This is a genomic window from Vibrio sp. Isolate32, from assembly GCF_022397955.1.
Classification (GTDB): domain Bacteria; phylum Pseudomonadota; class Gammaproteobacteria; order Enterobacterales; family Vibrionaceae; genus Vibrio.
Window position 1 is genome coordinate 1 of record NZ_JAKEUQ010000001.1, and the last position, 18939, is coordinate 18939.

The window sequence follows — 18939 nt, forward strand, 5'->3', positions numbered from 1 at the left end:
CAGTCTGAATCGAGTTCATTGTCAACGCTTGCATTTTGTAAGCTTAATGAACTCAATCCCTCGACGTTTTATGCTAAGCGCCAGCAACTCAAAAAAGCAGATGTCTCTCAAGGCTTTGTACGGGCAGAGGTCGTCGAAAAGACAACGAAATATCAAGCTCAAATAGCCACCGCTAACATGACACTTCTCATCAATGATGTGGAGTTGAGCATTCCTCAAGGCACGCCCGCTGCCTACCTGGCAGAACTCATTGGAGCCTTGTCATGAAACATATGCTCAGCGCACCAGAGATTTATCTGTATCGTGAGAGTGTCGATTTTAGAAAGTCCATCAATGGCCTCGCGGCGATTATCGAAAGTGACACCGATTTACCCTTGGGAAGCGGCGCACTGTTCYTGTTCACCAATAAACAGCGCGACAAAATCAAAGTGCTGTACTGGGATAAAACTGGCTTTGCACTTTGGTATAAACGCCTTGAAAAAGCCAAGTATAAATGGCCTATAAAAGAGAAAAATGAAGTGTTTACCCTGACTAAATTCGAGCTTGATAGACTGCTTTCTGGCTTCACGATTATCGGCCATAAACCCGTTCAAATAAACGATTTTACAATGACTTAGTCGATAATAAAGCCTTATCTACCAAGCATTAATGGCATGGTTTTAGTATAATAAATGCCATGAAAAAAACGCCAGTTATCAACCCAGAAAGCCAAGATGTTGCCGAGCTACAAGCGATGGTGAAAGCGCTGATGGTGTCAGAAAACCAATGGAAACAAGAGCGTCAATCTCTGCTTGAGCAACTCAAACTTGCTTTCGACCGCCAGTTCGCAAAACGCTCGGAGGCGTTAAAGCCTTACGATGAATCTCAAGGTGACCTCTTCAACGAAGTGGAATGTGAAGCCGCTAAGGAAGAAGAGGTTGAGGTAACGACGACCACAACGAAGAAGCGTGGTAAACGCAAGCCACTTCCAAAGACTTTGCCTCGTGAGGTTATCGAACTTGATTTAGACGACCATGAAAAACAGTGTGCATGCTGCCAACATAGTCTGCATAAAATCGGTGAAGACCGCACTGAGAAACTTGAGTTCTCACCAGCTGTGCTCAAAGTCCTAGAATATGTTCGTCCTAAATATGCTTGTCGTCAGTGCGAGCAAACTGAAGACAAAAGCCACATCGTTCAAAAGCCAGCGCCCCAGAGCATCATCCCTAAAAGCTTCGCGACAGAAAGCTTGCTGGCCAATATCATCCTTGGTAAATATCAATACGCAATGCCACTGTACCGCCAAGAGTCGCTGTTTACTCAGTCGGGTATCGAGCTATCACGAACTACCATGGCAAGGTGGGTTATCCAAGTCAGTGAGAAGTTCAAACCCCTCTATGCCGCCTTAAAAGAGCATCTACTTCAACAAGTGGTGGTTCAGGCAGATGAAACGCCGCTCAATGTCCTCAAAGAAGATAAACAGTGTTATATGTGGCTCTACTGCTCGGGCGCAGACTCGCCCGACGCTGCACTGCCGAATGTAAAGAATATCGCCTTGTACGACTATCAAAACAGTCGCGCGAGGGCATGCCCTGTTGCCTTCTTGGGGGATTACAGTGGTTATCTGCAAACCGATGGCTATGGTGCCTATGATGGTCTTCATCACKTAACCAATGTTGGTTGCTTGGCGCATGCACGGCGTAAGTTCATGGATGCTAAGAAGCTTCAAGGTAAAGGTAAGTCAGGCAAAGCAGATAAAGCGCTAGCCAAAATCCAGAAGCTCTATGGGATAGAGTCGCGCTTAAAAGGTGCGACTGTCGAAACACGAAAAGCAGAACGTCAACAGCATGCCAAGCCGATACTGGATGAGCTGTACGACTGGATGACGTCTCAACAAGTAATAAGCTCTAGTCCATTAGGAAAAGCGCTTAAGTATACGCTCGGCCAATGGCCGAAACTTATCCGCTATATCGATGACGGTCATTTATCTATCGATAATAATCGTGCTGAACGCGCCATTAAACCGCTGGTCATTGGAAGAAAAAATTGGCTCTTCTCAAATACACCAAATGGTGCTGATGCGAGCGCGATGCTTTACAGCATCGTCGAGACAGCGAAAGCCAACGGCCTTATCCTCTACGACTACATAGTCAAGTGCATGAAAGAGCTCGCGAAAGCTGAGACGCGCCATTAAACCGCTGGTCATTGGAAGAAAAAATTGGCTCTTCTCAAATACACCAAATGGTGCTGATGCGAGCGCGATGCTTTACAGCATCGTCGAGACAGCGAAAGCCAACGGCCTTATCCTCTACGACTACATAGTCAAGTGCATGAAAGAGCTCGCGAAAGCTGAGCCTGATATCGATGCGCTCCTACCTTGGAACTTCAAACATTAACAACACCGCCCCGTGGGTTCATGGGGCGCATACGATTATTATTGGTCTTCTGTTCCCTTAATGTCTGCGAAAAAGTACCAGAGTGTCTTTGTCTTTACTCTGCGGATACGAATAAAACGTCAAGACGTGTGAAATAATTCGAATACAAGGTGATTTTAAAGGAATAGAAGAGCCAGACAGTTGGGCTGTCTGGCATGATCTCGATGTTAACATTCGGGATAATAATGGACTATATTTTGACCCCGAGAGCTCTTACTGTCTCCATGTTAATGTATTTATCGGTTGGTAGGTTATTGTCTGTTTGGAAGGCGTTTACAGCCTTGACGGTTAGTGGTCCAACATCCCCATCGATAGGGCCAGGATTGTATCCTTTGCTTTTCAAAGCATTTTGAATATCAATTATAGTTGCGCGTGTCATGTTTGTGTCACATAGAATAGAGCGCCATTCCATGAACCCATCTTGGTCGATTTTCTTAAGATTAACCGTGCTATATTCAGCGGGTATTTCGATGCGTTTTTCTGATGCTTGGGAAGTAAGCTTAGTTAGCTGTACCGTTTTGTATTTCGCTGGGATTTCTATGCGTTTGCTCCCCGCTTCTTGAGAAACGACACGACGTTTGACCGTTTCATATTTAGCTGGGCTCTCTGTTAAACATATTTTTTTACCTGTACGAGTACTGGCTGGATGTTCATGATTGTGTACTTCATGCCAAATAAAACCAACACCTGCTACCTGGTTGGTCACGGTTACATCTTTATATTTTGCCGGTACAGAGGTGCGAACTTCTTTGGATTCAGAGACTAACTCTTGTACTTTTACGGTTTTATATACAGCCGGTATTGCTACTGTACGGGTGGACGCTGGTGTTACTAGAACGCGTTTTGACAATGTTTTGTATGTCGTAGGGACATCAACTAAGCACATGATTTCTCCTGTTGCTTCATTGATCTTTTGAATCGGACCGGTACCTTTCTTCCAAATTGTATGAGCTGGTACGTCAACAACTTTTTCTGTCACGGTCTTATATTTGGCTGGCACCTGCTCGATTCGGCTACTTTCTTCTTTGACTAATACTTGTTTTTCAACCCATCGGTATTTTGCTGGGACAATTTTGACAACTTCAGAGGCTTCACTAATCAGAACGGGTTCATTTACCTTTTCATATTTAGCTGGTAAATAATGCTCGTGGAAACACATTCCTACTGTTGCTGAATCTAAATCGATACCATGAGCAGAAGCAGCATCTAACACTTCTTTACTTGCCGGAGCACTCCCCTTTTTTAAATCAACCAACCATTGGGTACTCGCTTTCTTTACGAGTTTTTGTTCTGTGATAAAGTCATATGTAGCGGGAACCGCTACCATTTTGAAACCCGCCGGTTGTACCAACACTGTTTCTTCAACTGTTTGATAACTCGCGGGAACAATTTCAAAACGCTCGCTTGCCTCTTTAACCAAGACGGTTTCAGTGTAATTTTTATAAGTTGGTTCGACCCAAACGCGAGCGTAACATTCACCAGACTTTGCGTTTGGTGGTAATAATTCTTCCACCATTGTATCAGTTTTGTTTGCTTTAACAGAGCTTGCTTGAGCCTGGCTAATGACTTCTTGAGCTTCTGCCTCGCGCTTGGCCACTGCCTTTTCTCTTTCTAACAGTGTATTGTTGCGTTGCTCTAATTCTGCAGCAGAAAGCCCTGTGGCAGCAGTGTTTGGTTGAGTCGTACTACATGCGCTCAGTAACAGTGCAATTGAAATTAAATTCAGCTTAAAAGCTAGCTTACTTGAATCGACCATATTTACTCCTTAATAAGGGGACAAGTAGTTAATTTTTTTAAAAGATACGAATTCTAGTCACCAATGTGTGAGTATTTGAGCGTGAAAAATATCCTTAATACTCACGCTTCCTACTTGGCAACAATTAGACTCTAGTTCAGAAAAACCAGAATTGCCCATCTTAACGTCCACAAAATATGCAATTTTTCTATTGTTATAAGGAACTTTTCGATAACCCAATCTTGTATTATTGGCGACATTAATCCAGAAGTTCATTAGCCAGCAGTCATCTTAGGAATACTTCATCAGTTAATGATCTACTTAAAAACTTATCATCATGGTGTATATCCCCTAATCAGAGCAGCATGGTTTCTTAGACTTAATTGACCTCCTAACGACGGTAAAGCGCTATATGCCGCCGTTTCTGAGAGTGAATGCTCATGGTCAACATTCCACTTTTTCCAGTGGTTGTTTGAGCAATACAGTTCTGACAATCAAACGCTAGATTTCTTTGGAACATTCTTGTTCTGTAAGCACCATTACCGATCCAAAAGGTTAGAGAATCAGGGGGCAATTAGTGCTTGGTTGTATTGTATTCAGTTGATTTTTTTAACGAGGTCTTGTCGTGAGGCTATGACGTGCAGTAAACGTGTTGTTTTGTTCATGCTAGCACTGTAAACGTTGCTTTCGGATAGCATTGAATTTTTTCTAAGGCATGAATGACAATTTGAAAAGAAATGTTAGCGATAGAGCCGTTGATTTATGAGCTTATCAATGTTGACATTTAGTGCAGGATAACAACTAAGGTTACAAACAAATGCAAAACAAACTGACTGATGATGAACTTTGCCATTACTTGACTGAAGTCTTCAAAAACATATTCCCTAACTTGACGATCATCGGTGGAGCTGAAGAACCCTATTACTCATCCCCAAAAGAAGATTCTAACGCAACAATTTATTATCGAAGTAATTACCCTAGAAGCCTATTACATGAAATGGCACATTATTGTTTAGCGGGTGGTCGGCGAAGAAATATAGATGACTTTGGTTACTGGTACTCTCCTTGTGGCAGAACTCAAGAAGAACAAAAAAAGTTTGAACTCGTTGAGGCTCGCCCTCAAGGGTTAGAAAAAGCAATGTGCCAAATCCTGGGTATTAGATTTTCAGCAAGTATTGATGACTTTTCAGGCCGCCCCCCTTCTGATGGCTTTTTATTGAAATTAGATCATTATTATAATCAAATGTTAGTCGATCCTCCGCTAACGGCTAAAAAAGCATTGAATGGATTGAAGGAGGCTGCAAAGGGGGGGAAGTCGCTCACGACATATTCAATTGGGGCGTAAAGGAGAGCAGACAAGACGAAATGTAATTTATTAGGGCTTAAACCTCGCTCAAATGGCATGGTGAAAAGCTCTTTTATCATAGGGTCCATCGTTAGACTTCTCTATGATGTGACGCGTTTTTGTTTGAGTAAGCTTGAAAGTATCTCTCCATCGTAACATGTGTTTTTACTTTCCACTTGCCTTCGCCAAAAAACCTTAAAGCCAGTTTTATCAAGACCTAGGTGCTGTATTAAGGCTCTTTTTGTTCTAAATAAGGCTTCTACTTACTTTCCTTTTAATGTCAGCTGTGACAGTCTACACGGCGATTTTGAGCCAGATTGTTTGGTCTTTATGAATAAAGTACACAACGAAGTCATGGGTATCTTAGAAGTTGGTCTTCCACCAAGAGTCAAAATGCTTTCTGAAGCGTTGCGCGACTTCTGCGATGTAGAACCTCTGTGTGCTAGCCAGTTTATTGTGAAATAAGAGAATATTATGATTATCGAATTTGAAGAAAAACTACTTGAAGTAATTGATGCTCGCATTGAAAACGCATCAGACGACGAACTGTTTGCGGGTGGTTACTTACGTGGTCATATTTCTCTTTCAGTGGCTTCATGTGAAGAAGAAGGTATTGAAGATTTGGCAGAAGTAAAAGCGCGCATTGAGAAGAGCCTAGATGATGCTCGCTCTGAACTAACACCTGCAGATCGCACCATTGTGAATGACCTTTGGGTTGAGCTGCAAAACCAAGCTTAATCGCGGGTTATTTATCATTGTCTGCTCAGTCCCTTCCTTTCCATTTTGCTGAGTAGTGAATAGTTTGAGACTCATTCGAAATTTTTGAATGAGTCTGTTCAATCCTTGTGATGGTGCCATTTTCTGACTACGTTATTCTAATCCCACTTAACGAGATTACAGAGAGGGTTACATCATGAAAGTTATCGCATTCGGCGCAAGCACAAGCTCTACCTCTATCAACAAAACACTAGCAACTTACGCAGCTAACTTGATTGAAGGTGCTGACGTAAAAGTTCTCGATATCAATGATTACAACGTTCCTATGTTCAGTGAAGACACTGAAAAAGAGATTGGCCAAGCTGAAGGTGCACAAGCCTTTTTGCGTGACCTAGCAGAAGCAGACGCATTCGTGATCTCTTTCGCAGAACACAATGGTCACTACCCAGCAGCGTATAAAAACCTATTTGACTGGGCAACATGTATTGAGCGCTCAGTGTTTGGTGAGAAGCCTGCGGTATACCTAGCGACGTCTCCTGGCCCTGGTGGTGCGCAAACAGTACTTGGCGCGGTAACGGGTTCTGCACCGTACTTTGGCGGTAACGTTAAAGCATCGGTTTCAGTACCAAGCTTCTACGATAACTTCGACTTTGAATCTGGCGCTATCAGCAACGAAGAGTTCGCACAGCAGATTAAAGAAGCTGTCGCTAAGCTTTAACTCTTATTAGTGCTTAAACCCAGTAAAGTCGTTTGAAAGTTTAAGTCATCAGATACAAAAAGCCCGAGAGACGTAGTGTCACTCGGGCTTTTTCATTACAAATACTCTGAATTAACGAACGAGTAATCCGTCAGCTATTGATTGGCTTTCGCTTGTTTATCTGCAACCCATCCTGCTGTTAACGCCTTACCTTTACGCAGCCTACGCACCCACATTCTGCTTGGATGAAGGGCTTCCAGTACATCAGCAGGAAGAGGCAGTGGATCGCCACAAATTTGTGATGCTAAAACTTCTGCGAGTAGGGGAGCAGAGCTTAACCCTCGCGAGCCTAAACCGATAAAGCAGAATAGGTTAGGGAAGCTAGTGACGGTTTCAACATCGTCAACCGAGTCACGCTGTGGATTAAAGTTATGCAGATTTTGGTACTGCTCTTTAATGGCTTCAAAGTTACCAACGTTGCCGATAAACGGGAGGTGATCGCGGCTTACACTACGGATACCTTGGCGCGCTAGGTTGCCACTGGTATCGACCTCTTTTGTCCAGGCTTGATTTGGCAGTGAGCCATGAAGGCGCTCGCCATTGTGCTGTTGAACCTCAGCATCAAACTCTTGGTCGATGTTTGTTTTGTCGTAGTTAGCGCCAATACAATGGTGTCCATTGTTTGGGTTTTGTGGTGTTAAGTAGCCATCAAAGCACAACACGGTTTTGAGTTTGCTAAGATTTTCCGTGGTCGGAATATGGCTCACTTGGCCTTTAACCGGAGTAAGTGGTACTGGCTGAGTTTGTTCAAACTGAGTGAACTTGTGTCCGTTCGCGACAACCACTTGGTCATGCTTGGTTTGAATCTCACCCTGAGGTGTCTCAATCGTCATTAACCATTGTTGTTCAGCTTCGAGCCACTCAAGTTGAGTCACTTGATGTTGATAGAGTGCGCTCACTTGGTTGCTCTCTTCTAACTTGCCAATCAAACCTTGAGTAAGCTGAAGTGGGCTTAGCCAACCACCTAGAGGAAAGTAGACACTCTGTTTATCAACTGGCAAACCGATCTTTTCGTTTGCTTGCTCTGGCGATAAACGCTGAATCAAATCGGTGTGGAAATTACCTTCCAACATGCGATTGAGCTTCTTAGTCGATCCTTCATCCCACATCAAAATATTTACACCACACCAGTTATGATCGAATTCAACCGATTTTGCAGCTTGATTGATGAACTGGCGAGCAAACAACAACCCCGGGCCAAATATACGCGAAACGTTTGAGGTCGCCTCACTCAACAGCGGGTAAATCGCACCTTGGTTATTACCAGAGGCGTTACCTGCAGCTTGCTGGTGTTCACAGTAAAGTGTGATGCTCTTACCACGGCGGCTCAGTGTTTTAGCCAACGCAGCACTGGCAACACCACCACCGATGATCGCGATGTCTTGTGAGTCACTGTGCTCTGATAAGCCGTACCAAGGTTTGATATTGGTATGAGCACGTTTTTCGCCAAGTCGGCCAGCAATCATTTCTCGCTTAGTGCCAAAGCCTTTGACCTTCTTCATCTCAAAGCCAGCTTCAATCAACCCACGACGCACGAAACCAGCTGCGGTGAAAGTCGCACAGCTACAATTTTGCTTGGCGAGCTTTGCCATGCCATTGAATAGGTTTTGGTTCCACATCTCGGGGTTTTTGCTCGGGGCGAATCCATCTAGGAACCATGCATCTACCAAACCTTTCTTTGGTGTAGGCACGTTTGGCATACAATCTTTGATGTCGCCGAACCATAAATCAAGCGTGATAGCGCCATCACCCATCACAATGCGGTGACATTCCGGCAATGCGATAGGGTAGTATTCTTGGAGTTGCGTCGCATACTCGGCTAATTCTGGCCACGATTGATGTGCTGTGATGAGATCCTCTTTATTTAAAGGATATTTTTCAAAACTGATGAAATGTAACTCTTTGGTCATCGCTTGTGGGTTATCTTTAAGGAAAACATCGAACCATTGGCACACCGCAAGAAAGTTGAGGCCTGTACCAAAGCCGGTTTCAGCGATCACAAAACGGCGCTGATCATGTTCAAGCCAACGCTCTGGAAGGTGGTTTTGCTTTAAAAAAACGTAACGAGTCTCTTCCAAACCATTCACGTTGGAGAAGTAAACATCGTCAAATTGGTCTGAAACTGGCGTGCCAGACTCATTCCATTCCAGTTCTGCATTAGTAATTGAAGTCATAAAATCTATCATTTTGTGATTTGAAGCGATATGTTGGTAGGGATTGTACGAATTTCTAGGAAAGCTGACCACTTTTGTTAGGCTTCTTAGTTATCATCTAGCTGAATTTAGAATTATAGGAATGTCACATGAAACGAGTCGTAATCACCGGTATGGGTATTGTTTCAAGTATCGGTAACAACGTCGAAGAAGTTTTAGCATCACTGAAAGAGGGTAAATCTGGTATTACCGCTTCAGAGCAGTTCAAGGAAAATGGCTTGCGCTCTCAAGTTTGGGGTAACCTAAAAATGAACCCTGCTGACCATATTGATCGCAAAAAGATGCGCTTTATGGGTGATGCAGCGGCATTCGCTTATCTTTCAATGGAGCAAGCAATTGCTGATTCTGGTTTAACTGAAGATCAAGTATCTAATGACCGCACGGGTATCGTAGCGGGTTCAGGTGGTGCTTCATCTCTAAACCAAGTAAACGCAGTAGACATCATTCGTGAGAAAGGCGTGAAGCGCGTTGGTCCATACATGGTTCCACGTACAATGGCTTCTACGGTTTCTGCTTGTCTTGCTACACCATTCAAAATCCGTGGCGTGAACTACTCTATGAGTTCTGCATGTGCAACATCTGCACACTGTATTGGTCACGCAATGGAGCTTATCCAACTAGGTAAGCAAGACGTAGTATTTGCTGGTGGCGGTGAAGAGCTAGATTGGTCTCTGACTATGATGTTCGACGCAATGGGCGCACTTTCTACTAAGTACAACGATACACCTGAGCTAGCTTCTCGTACTTACGATGCAGACCGTGACGGTTTCGTTATCTCTGGTGGCGGCGGCATGCTAGTTATCGAAGAGCTTGAGCACGCTAAAGCTCGTGGCGCGAAAATCTACGGTGAGATCGTAGGCTACGGCGCAACTTCCGATGGCTACGACATGGTTGCCCCTTCTGGTGAAGGCGCGGTTCGTTGTATGAAGATGGCAATGCAAAACGTTGATGGCGTTGACTACGTGAACACTCACGGTACTTCAACTCCAGTTGGCGATGTGAAAGAGCTAGGTGCTATCCAAGAAGTATTTGGTGACAACAGCCCAGCAATCTCAGCAACTAAAGCGATGACAGGTCACGCTCTAGGTGCAGCTGGCGTACACGAAGCGATTTACTCAACGCTAATGCTAGACAATGGCTTCATCGCGCCAAGCATTAACGTTTCTAACCTAGACGAAGCAGCTGCTGGCCTAGACATCGTAACTGAAGCTCGTGAACAAGAGCTAACAACAGTTATGTCTAACAGCTTTGGTTTCGGTGGTACGAACGCAACGCTAGTAATCAAAAAATACCAAGCTTAATTAGGCTTGAATTAGATAGATAAAGGTTAATTGTTAACGGGTGATGCGAGTGCAGTTTCAACACGCACAGGTAACCCATTAACCATGACCCACGGAACAAAGCTTTCTAAACATAGGTTTAGAAATGGAAAGGTTTCCAGAGCTTGATCAGTAGTGACTTTAGTTAGTACTGGTCGAACAGACGCAGACTCTGTCTCCTGGAGAGCGAGATAGGATCCTTTTGTTCTGGATGTTTGCCCGATTGTTAATTCAATCGGGCATTTTTCGTTTTAGGCTTGAGTAGTAGAAGCTGAGTAGGGTAATCATCCTAATCTCAACAAGCCTTTATTCATAATGTATTCCATTTGTTACTCGACACCGTGTGTGGAATTTTGCACAATCATTTCAATTCACATTTAGGTCGATAGACCCCAACAAAAGTACTCGCCAAATGAAAATCTTAATCGACGAAAACATGCCTTATGCTGAAGCGCTTTTTAGCCAGCTAGGTGAAGTGACAATGAAGTCTGGTCGCATATTAACTGCGGACGATCTGGTTGACGTAGACGCACTGATGATTCGCTCTGTCACCAAGGTGAATGAAGAATTAATCAGCAAAGCCAATAAACTGAAGTTTGTCGGTACCGCAACGGCTGGTATGGATCACGTCGACCAAGAATTGATGAAAGAGCGTGGCATTTTCTTTACTGCGGCACCGGGCTGTAACAAAGTGGGTGTGGCTGAATATGCGTTCAGCGCGATGATGGTTCTTGCGCAGCAACAAGGCTTCTCTGTTTTTGATAAAACAGTCGGTATTATTGGCTGTGGTCAAGTGGGTAGCTACTTAGCAAAATGCCTCGAAGGTATTGGTATTAAGGTTTTACTGAACGACCCTCTAAAACAGCAAGAGGGCGATGCTCGTGAGTTCACTGAATTAGAAACTCTGCTTGAGCAATCAGATGTGATCACTCTGCATATCCCGATCACGAGAACGGGTGAGTTCCCAACCCATCATTTGATCAACGAGCAAGTGCTGAATAACTTACGTGCTGACCAGATCCTAATTAATGCCGCTCGCGGCCCTGTGGTTGATAACCAAGAACTAAAAGCTCGTCTGCAAAAAGCTGATGGCTTCACGGCTGTCCTTGATGTATTTGAGTTTGAACCTGAAGTGGACATGGAGCTGCTCCCTTTACTTGCTTTCGCAACACCTCACGTAGCGGGCTACGGTCTAGAGGGCAAAGCACGCGGTACAACGATGATCTTTAACAGCTACTGTGAGTTCTTGGGTAGTGAACAACGCGCTTACGCAAGCGACCTATTGCCGACAGCGCCTGTACCTCAAATGAAATTAGATAGAGCTTGGGACGAAGCAACACTGCACAATTTGACTCAGTTGATCTATGATGTGCGCAAAGACGATGCCTTATTCCGTCGCAATATCGCTACGCCAGGTTCTTTTGACAAGATGCGTAAAGAATATTGGGACCGCAGAGAGTACAGTGCAGTCGAGTTAACAGGTGATGATTCTTGTAATCTAGCGCCGTTAGCTAAACTCGGTTTTATGGTAAAGCCAACTTTATAAAAGAGAGAAACAATGAGCCAAGAATTTAATATTGCTATTTTAGGTGCGACTGGTGCGGTTGGTGAAACCATTCTTGAAGTACTTAAAGAGCGTAAATTCCCTATCGGTGAACTGCACTTACTAGCAAGTGAACGTAGTGAAGGTAAAACTTACCGCTTTAATGGTAAGACGATACAAGTGCAGAACGTAGCAGACTTCGATTGGTCTCAAGTTCATATCGCATTTTTCTCTGCTGGTGGCGACCTTTCTGAACAATGGGCACCAGTTGCTGCGGATGAAGGTGTTGTTGTTATCGATAACACATCTAAGTTCCGCTACGAATACGATGTTCCACTGGTTGTGCCGGAAGTGAACCCTGAAGCAATTGCTGAGTTCCGCAACCGTAACATCATTGCGAACCCAAACTGTTCAACGATTCAAATGCTGGTTGCGCTTAAGCCAATTCACGATGAAGTCGGTTTAGAGCGTATCAACGTGTCGACTTACCAATCGGTGTCTGGTGCAGGTAAAACAGGTATCGATGAGCTTGCTGGTCAAACAGCTAAGCTTCTAAATGGTATGCCAGCTGAAAACTCAGCATTCCCACAGCAGATCGCGTTCAACTGTATCCCTCAAATTGATGAGTTTACGGAAAACGGCTATACGCGCGAAGAGATGAAGATGGTTTGGGAAACACAAAAAATCTTTAACGATTCTTCAATCACTGTGAACCCAACGTGTGTTCGTGTACCGGTATTCTACGGACACGCAGAATCTCTACACGTGGAGACACGCTCACCAATCGGTGCTGAGCAAGTGGTTCAACTGCTAGAGAACACAGAAGGTGTTGAAGTTTTCCACGGTATGGAATTCCCAACACAAGTGCGTGATGCCGGTGGTAAAGACCACGTAATGGTAGGTCGTATTCGTAACGACATCAGCCATCACAGCGGCATCAACATGTGGGTAGTTGCGGATAACGTTCGTAAGGGCGCGGCGACAAACGCAGTACAAATCGCTGAAGTTCTGATTCGCGATTACTTCTAAGCCTCACCGCTTTGATAAATAAGCCTCACTCTTTAGTGGGGCTTTTTTAATCGATTAAAAATATTGTTAGTCAAATTGTGTGAAATTGCTGCGAATATTGTCGCTGCAACACATTTTTTGTTTTCATCTCTATAGTTTTACGTCATTTATCCGATATATTTAATAGATCATCACATTATCCGAATTTAAGCACCTAGCTGAGCCTTTTATGTTTCAAATTTTCAAGCAGTGGTTAATACCTTTTGCCGTTATCATTGCGACTCAGATTTCCGTTGTTCGTGCAGATTCCATTCGAGTTGTAGGGCCTAATGGTCAGATACAATCAGCGCCTACTTTTTCAGAACCTCTTCAAAGAGCTCAATCGAATAGCGCAGAGCCTTCTCGTTTCTACGGTCCAACACGTGGCAATGAAACATTGTGGTCTATCGCCTCAAAACTGCGACCAGATAACTCTGTTTCCGTCCAACAAACCTTGTTGGCAATATACCGATTGAACCCACAAGCGTTTGAAAACCAAAATATCCATAGCTTATTGCCTGCTAGCCATTTACGTGTCCCTTCTTTAGAGCAAGCTCGTGCGAGCTCTACGCAACAAGCGATCAACATCATGAACTCGCATTTGGCAAAGCTTGATGAACCAGCAGGTAAGCCAAAAGCTGCTCAAGCTTCAAACCAATCGAATGTGGTATCGAAAAATCCGGTGCCTGCCAAGCCAACTCCTGCTGTAGAAACCGCGAAAAAAGTGGCTTCTGGTGCGCCATCTTCTTCTGTTAAAGAGATGAACAAACTAGAGAAGCAGCTAGAGCTATCTGAAAGCGAGCTTCTATCTCTCGAGGAGAAGAACCATCAACTTCGCTTGATGTTGTCGGATGTTCAGTCTGAAGTGGATGTGCTTAAGACAGAGCTTAGCGACGAAGACCGTATTCGCAGTGAAGTTGAAAAGTTACTTGCTGAAGAGCGCAGAAAGAACGCGGAAATTGAAAAAATGGCACCAAGTGCAATGGACCAGTTATTGTCGAATGGCTGGCTAGTGGCTGCACTTGCGATCATTCCTGGCCTTCTTCTTGGTCTTATCATTGTGATCTTGTTGGGTCGCCGCTCAAAAAATGAAGAGCAACAGCAACCAACGCAAGATCAGCCTATTCAGCCTGAGCTAAGCAGCGCTGCCCCAATGATGCTGGCTGATGAGATCGACGACCTCGACAATGAGTTGTCTCTTGATGACGAGCTGTTTGGAACTGAAGATGATGCGAATAAGCTATTTGATGACCAAGCACTGGCTGACGAAGACGATGTGTTTGCTGGCCTAGATGAATCAGACCTCGATTTTAACCTTGATGGTGAAGACGATGATCCGTTTGCCAGCATTGGTGAGAACGGTGATTTAGACACTAACTTCGATGATCTAGATTTAGACAGCAGCAACGGTATTAGTGTTAATGGCGAAGAGAAAGCGCTTGGCCTAGAAGAGATGGAGCGTGCGCTTGATAAGACGGCAGAAAGCGCGCTTGATTCTGATGATGGTGACTTTGACCTGTCGGACGACAACTCAATGTCTGCTGATGACATTGAAGCGCTATTATCTCAAGAATCGCAGACGGAAGACCTAGGTTCCAACGAACTGGACCAGTCTATGCTAGATGATCTGTTTGCACTGGATGACGAAGACGATGACCGTTTCGATATTGATGCACTGATCTCAGAAGAGCAAAGTGATTCGACGCCGAGCACAGACACGTCTGCAAGCGATGATTTTGATATCGATGCACTTATTTCCGAACAGCAAACTTCTCAACCAGAGCCAACAAGTGTTGAAGATGATATTGATGAAATCTTCGCGCAAGTGGCTGCTCAGAATGAACAGAGTGATCCTTTCAATCTAGATAGCGATGATGAGAGTGCCAAAGACCTAAATAGTGGTTTGGCGTCTGATGACGATATTGAAAACATTTTGGCTCAGTTTGACCAACCTTTGGAAAGCGAAGACGAGCAGGAGAGTGTTGACCTGCTTGACGAGCAATTAGCAGGCGCTGATGTCGATTTAAGTAACTCGACAGACCTACTCGATGAGATGCTGGAGAACGACTCTGATGAGGATTCTGAAGGTGAACCTCTAGGTTTTGACGCTCTGTCTGAATTGGAAGAACTGTCAGGCTTATCAACCGATGATGAACTGAATATTTCTGAAGACAGCACAGAGACGCTAGATGAGCTGCTTAGCAACTTGGACGATGACTTTGAGGTTGATGCTGAGAGCACCGACCTATTAGATGAGTTTCTTGACGACGAAATCAATGATACCGAGCTTACTCTAGACAGTGATGAAACCTTGGATGAGCTGCTAGGAAGCGAGCTGTCGGCGGATGAAGACGATCAGTCAGCGACTGAATCTCTGGATCCATTCGATGAGCTACTGACGAGTGGTATTGAAGACGAGGTTGAGTCTGAAGAGCAAGCCTTTGATAAAGAGCTAGAAGCTGCATTCGGCACACCAAGTGATGATGTAAGTAGCCTTGCAGAGGCTGATATTGAGTCGTTACTTTCTGAGCCTTCTGCTGCACCTGAATCTTCTGAAGCTGAGCTTGATGAGCCGGTAGTTGCAGAGCCAGAACCACAAGTCGACGACATCGAACTTAACGACGAGCTAGTAAGTACAGAAGCGACAGAAAATACTATAGAACCTGAGCTTAAGAACGATGAAGCTGCATTTAATCGTGATGACTTTATCGATGATATGTTTGGTGTAGCACCAGCTACAGATGCGCTACTCAATGACCCGTTGGACACCACTGATGAAGCGCTTATCGATGAGTTGATGACGCCAGAATTGGGCGCACACGTCGAAGAAGTTTCTGAGCAACCCGCTCAATCTGATGTGATTGAACCAGCGGTCGAAGAGACGAAGCCAGAGGTTGAAAGCGATGAGTTAGATATCGATTCGTTACTCTCTGAAAATAACAATCTTGAGGAGTTTGAGCAGGAGCAACCTGAGCTTAAACCTTTACCGGAACTAGGCAGTTCAGAAGAAAGCGCGCCAAGATTTGATAACGAGGCTGCGTCTCCAGCTTCATTAGGTGACATTTCTGAGGATGATGAAGATACAGTTGAAGACTGGCTAGCTGAAGCGATCAACGATGTAGAATCTCCATCGAACGTTGACTCTGATTTTGACTTTGAACCTAAGATTCAAGGTAGCGAAGAGTTCGATAGTGTTGTTGAATTCTTGCCAGAGCCAGAGCCAGAGCCAGAGCCAGAGCCAGAGCCAGAGCCAGAGCCAGAGCCAATTCGTGCTGCGAACATGCCAGAGATCATTCCAAATGAATTCGGTGTACCACAAGATGACGATTGGCTGATTGACGAAGACACCACTGAAGTAGTTGCTGAAACTGCTGAAGAACCAACGCTAGAGTCTCAACCTGAAACGGCCCTGCAGCCAGAATCAGTAGAGCAACAGAGCGAAGATGAATTCTCGTTTGATGATTTCGAGCTTCCAGAATTTAATGAAGAAGATGCATTGGCGGAAGCTGAGGCTGAAACTGCCATTGAACCGCAAGCTGAGTCTCAGCCTGAAACAGCACTACAACCAGAAGCTACAGAGCAACAAAGTGAAGACGAATTCTCCTTGGACGACTTTGAGCTACCGGAGTTTGGTGAAGAAGACGCACTTGCTGAGGCTGTGAGTGAACCTGATGAAGCTCAGTTAGAGCAGGATTTATCGGATGGTAGCGAGAAGTTTGAGTTCGATGATCTTGACCTTCCAGAATACGATGAAGAAAGTGCTAAAGCGGACTCTGTTTTAGATGATATTGAGCAGAGCAGTGCAGAGCCTGTTGCGGAAGAGCAAGGTGTACAGTTTGACGAGTTCGATTTACCTGAATACGGTGAAGATGAAGCGATCTCTGACGCATTTGCAGAGAAACCGACACCACTGACTTCTTTCAGCCCACAAGGCGAAGAGCAAGATGCGTTGCATGATTTGTTCTCAAACCCGCAGAGCTTCAGTAACGCTGAAGATTTCTCGAATTCACAAGAGTCTGAGTTGACCGGTTTTACACAGCCAGAAGAATCACTGAGCGCGGCTTCAGACCCAAACTCAACGCCTACAGCGGTTCAAGACGAACCACTAGAAGGCTTTGATGACTTTGATGAGACAGCATTAGCTGAGCTGCTTTCTGAAGATGTTCAAGACTCTGTCGACAACATGTTTGATAAGCCATTGGATGCGACATCGATTGATAGTGCTGGGTTAGACATTGACGCAATGCTTGAGGTTGGCGGTGAAGATTGGAAAGGTTTTAATCTTGCGCCAGAACAGCAATCGAGCATGCAAGATGATGTACCCGATGATCAACAAGAGATCTGGGCGTCAGCAGAGCAGCAAGCTGAACCTAAAATCAAAGAAGAGAATTGGGCGCAGCAAGATAACTTAACCGAATCATCGAACAGTCGTGATAAGCAGTACATGACCATCGATGAATTGATGGCTCAAGTTGAGCAAGAGGATGAAGATGCCATTAATCCAGATGAAGAAGAACTGAAACTGGATGTTGGTCTGAACGAATTCCCTGACGTAATTGGCGATATTGGAAACTATGATGTCGATAGCAACGCTGAAGCAGCAGGTAAGCTTGATCTCGCTAAAATCTACATTGAGATGAGTGACTCTCAAGGCGCGATCAAATTGTTGGAAGAGGCGATTGTAGACGGAAGCGACGATATTCGCCGAGAAGCCAAGAATCTTATCGATACGCTAAACGGACGATAAACTGGACGAGATATAAAGGGTAGCATTGGCTACCCTTTATTTTTGGCGGGTCGTTCTTTTAATATTGTAGATTTAGTCCCATCCTATTTGGGATAGCACTCATTTCCGTATATACTTCTCGCCCATTTTCAAAGAGAACAAGAACATGAAAATTGCTTTAGGTATTGAATACAACGGTACCCACTACTTTGGTTGGCAGCGCCAACGAGACGTGAAAAGTGTCCAAGAAGAATTGGAAAAGGCTCTTTCGGTTGTCGCAAATCACCCAGTAGAAGTTCAATGTGCAGGACGAACGGATGCCGGTGTTCACGGTACGGGACAAGTCGTTCACTTTGAAACCAATGTCGACCGCAAAATGGTGGCATGGACAATGGGTGCAAATGCCAACATGCCTAAAGACATCGCTGTTCGTTGGGCAACTGAAGTGAATGAAGACTTTCATGCTCGCTTCTCTGCAACAGCGCGCCGTTACCGCTATATCATTTTTAACCATGCACTGCGTCCTGGAATCTTGAATTCAGGTGTGAGCCACTATCATGGTCATCTTGACGAGAAAAAGATGCATGAGGCTGGTCAGTACCTGCTGGGTGAAAATGATTTCACGTCGTTCAGAGCGACACATTGTCAATCTCACAGCCCGTGGCGAAACATGATTCACTTGAACGTGACTCGTTATGGTCATTACATCGTCATTGATATTAAAGCGAATGCATTTGTACACCACATGGTGAGAAACATTACGGGTAGCCTAATAGCTGTCGGTAAAGGTGAACAGAAGCCAGAGTGGATTAAGTGGCTGCTAGAAGCGAAAGATCGTAAGTTGGCTGGAGCGACCGCCAAAGCCGAAGGTCTCTATTTAGTGGACGTGGATTATCCAGAAGAATTTGGTCTTCCAAGAGAGCCAATTGGTCCTTTGTTTCTTCCAGATAATTTGAACTAAATGTGGGACTTAGGTTCAAAAAATATTGCGAAATCGTGCGTAAAATAGCTCAAGAAAATAGGTACAACCAGTTTTTTATCTACACTTGCTGTTTTATGTGCTTTAATCTCTTCGCATAATTCCCAAATTTATTTCTTTCGCAATCAAGCGGAAGAATCGAAA

Annotated in this window: 13 protein-coding genes and 3 pseudogenes; 13 read left to right on the forward strand and 3 right to left on the reverse strand. The window is 44.5% G+C overall.

Annotated elements, in window-relative coordinates:
• From L1D11_RS00005 to L1D11_RS00020, 4 genes and pseudogenes are all read left to right on the forward strand, one after another.
• A partial coding sequence (locus L1D11_RS00005) for an IS66 family insertion sequence element accessory protein TnpB (RefSeq protein ID WP_239833021.1) occupies window positions 1-267 on the forward strand: 267 nt, incomplete at its 5' end.
• Window positions 264-617, forward strand: a complete 354-nt coding sequence (tnpB, locus tag L1D11_RS00010) for an IS66 family insertion sequence element accessory protein TnpB (protein WP_239833020.1) — start codon at window positions 264-266, stop codon at window positions 615-617. The genes L1D11_RS00005 and tnpB, both read left to right, overlap by 4 nt.
• A 59-nt stretch (window positions 618-676) precedes the next feature.
• Window positions 677-2173, forward strand: a complete 1497-nt coding sequence (locus L1D11_RS00015) for an IS66 family transposase (protein WP_239861952.1) — start codon at window positions 677-679, stop codon at window positions 2171-2173.
• Window positions 2163-2375: pseudogene (locus L1D11_RS00020) on the forward strand (transposase domain-containing protein); the annotation flags it as partial. The gene L1D11_RS00015 and the pseudogene L1D11_RS00020, both read left to right, overlap by 11 nt.
• A 229-nt stretch (window positions 2376-2604) precedes the next feature.
• Here L1D11_RS00020 and L1D11_RS00025 read toward each other — a convergent pair.
• Window positions 2605-4170: a peptidoglycan-binding domain-containing protein gene (locus tag L1D11_RS00025; protein ID WP_239834788.1), complete on the reverse strand. Its 1566-nt coding sequence runs from the start codon at window positions 4168-4170 to the stop codon at window positions 2605-2607.
• Window positions 4171-4517: 347 nt separating this feature from the next.
• Window positions 4518-4660: pseudogene (locus tag L1D11_RS00030) on the reverse strand (IS5/IS1182 family transposase); the annotation flags it as partial.
• A gap of 306 nt (window positions 4661-4966) precedes the next feature.
• Between L1D11_RS00030 and L1D11_RS00035 the strand changes: the two are divergent.
• From L1D11_RS00035 to L1D11_RS00050, 4 genes and pseudogenes are all read left to right on the forward strand, one after another.
• Complete coding sequence (locus L1D11_RS00035) at window positions 4967-5494, forward strand: elongation factor P hydroxylase (RefSeq protein WP_239861954.1); 528 nt, start codon at window positions 4967-4969, stop codon at window positions 5492-5494.
• A 240-nt stretch (window positions 5495-5734) separates the two neighbouring features.
• Window positions 5735-5959 (forward strand): annotated as a pseudogene (locus L1D11_RS00040) (elongation factor P hydroxylase); the annotation flags it as partial.
• 9 nt (window positions 5960-5968) lie between these two features.
• The gene (locus L1D11_RS00045) at window positions 5969-6232 is read left to right on the forward strand and encodes a YfcL family protein (RefSeq protein ID WP_004737967.1); all 264 of its coding nucleotides are present in this window, start codon (window positions 5969-5971) and stop codon (window positions 6230-6232) included.
• Window positions 6233-6407: 175 nt separating this feature from the next.
• On the forward strand, window positions 6408-6929 hold the full coding sequence (locus tag L1D11_RS00050) for an NADPH-dependent FMN reductase (protein WP_239833094.1): 522 nt from the start codon (window positions 6408-6410) through the stop codon (window positions 6927-6929).
• A gap of 134 nt (window positions 6930-7063) precedes the next feature.
• Here the strand turns inward: L1D11_RS00050 and mnmC are convergent, their stop codons facing one another.
• Window positions 7064-9214 carry a bifunctional tRNA (5-methylaminomethyl-2-thiouridine)(34)-methyltransferase MnmD/FAD-dependent 5-carboxymethylaminomethyl-2-thiouridine(34) oxidoreductase MnmC gene (mnmC, locus tag L1D11_RS00055; RefSeq protein WP_239833093.1) on the reverse strand — a complete coding sequence of 717 codons (2151 nt, stop codon included), beginning with the start codon at window positions 9212-9214 and terminating at the stop codon, window positions 7064-7066.
• A 56-nt stretch (window positions 9215-9270) separates the two neighbouring features.
• Here mnmC and fabB point away from each other — a divergent pair, with 56 nt between their 5' ends.
• From fabB to truA, 5 genes are all read left to right on the forward strand, one after another.
• Entirely contained in the window at window positions 9271-10482 is a 1212-nt protein-coding gene (gene fabB, locus L1D11_RS00060; protein ID WP_239833092.1) for a beta-ketoacyl-ACP synthase I, read from the forward strand.
• 430 nt (window positions 10483-10912) lie between these two features.
• Entirely contained in the window at window positions 10913-12046 is a 1134-nt protein-coding gene (locus tag L1D11_RS00065; protein WP_239833091.1) for a 4-phosphoerythronate dehydrogenase, read from the forward strand.
• Between the two features lie 12 nt (window positions 12047-12058).
• Window positions 12059-13072: an aspartate-semialdehyde dehydrogenase gene (locus tag L1D11_RS00070; RefSeq protein WP_004737979.1), complete on the forward strand. Its 1014-nt coding sequence runs from the start codon at window positions 12059-12061 to the stop codon at window positions 13070-13072.
• 208 nt (window positions 13073-13280) lie between these two features.
• Window positions 13281-17837 (forward strand): FimV/HubP family polar landmark protein, encoded by a 4557-nt coding sequence (locus tag L1D11_RS00075; protein ID WP_239861956.1) that lies wholly within the window; start codon window positions 13281-13283, stop codon window positions 17835-17837.
• A gap of 145 nt (window positions 17838-17982) precedes the next feature.
• Window positions 17983-18777, forward strand: a complete 795-nt coding sequence (truA, locus tag L1D11_RS00080) for a tRNA pseudouridine(38-40) synthase TruA (RefSeq protein ID WP_239833089.1) — start codon at window positions 17983-17985, stop codon at window positions 18775-18777.
• The last annotated feature ends 162 nt before the right edge of the window (window positions 18778-18939 follow it).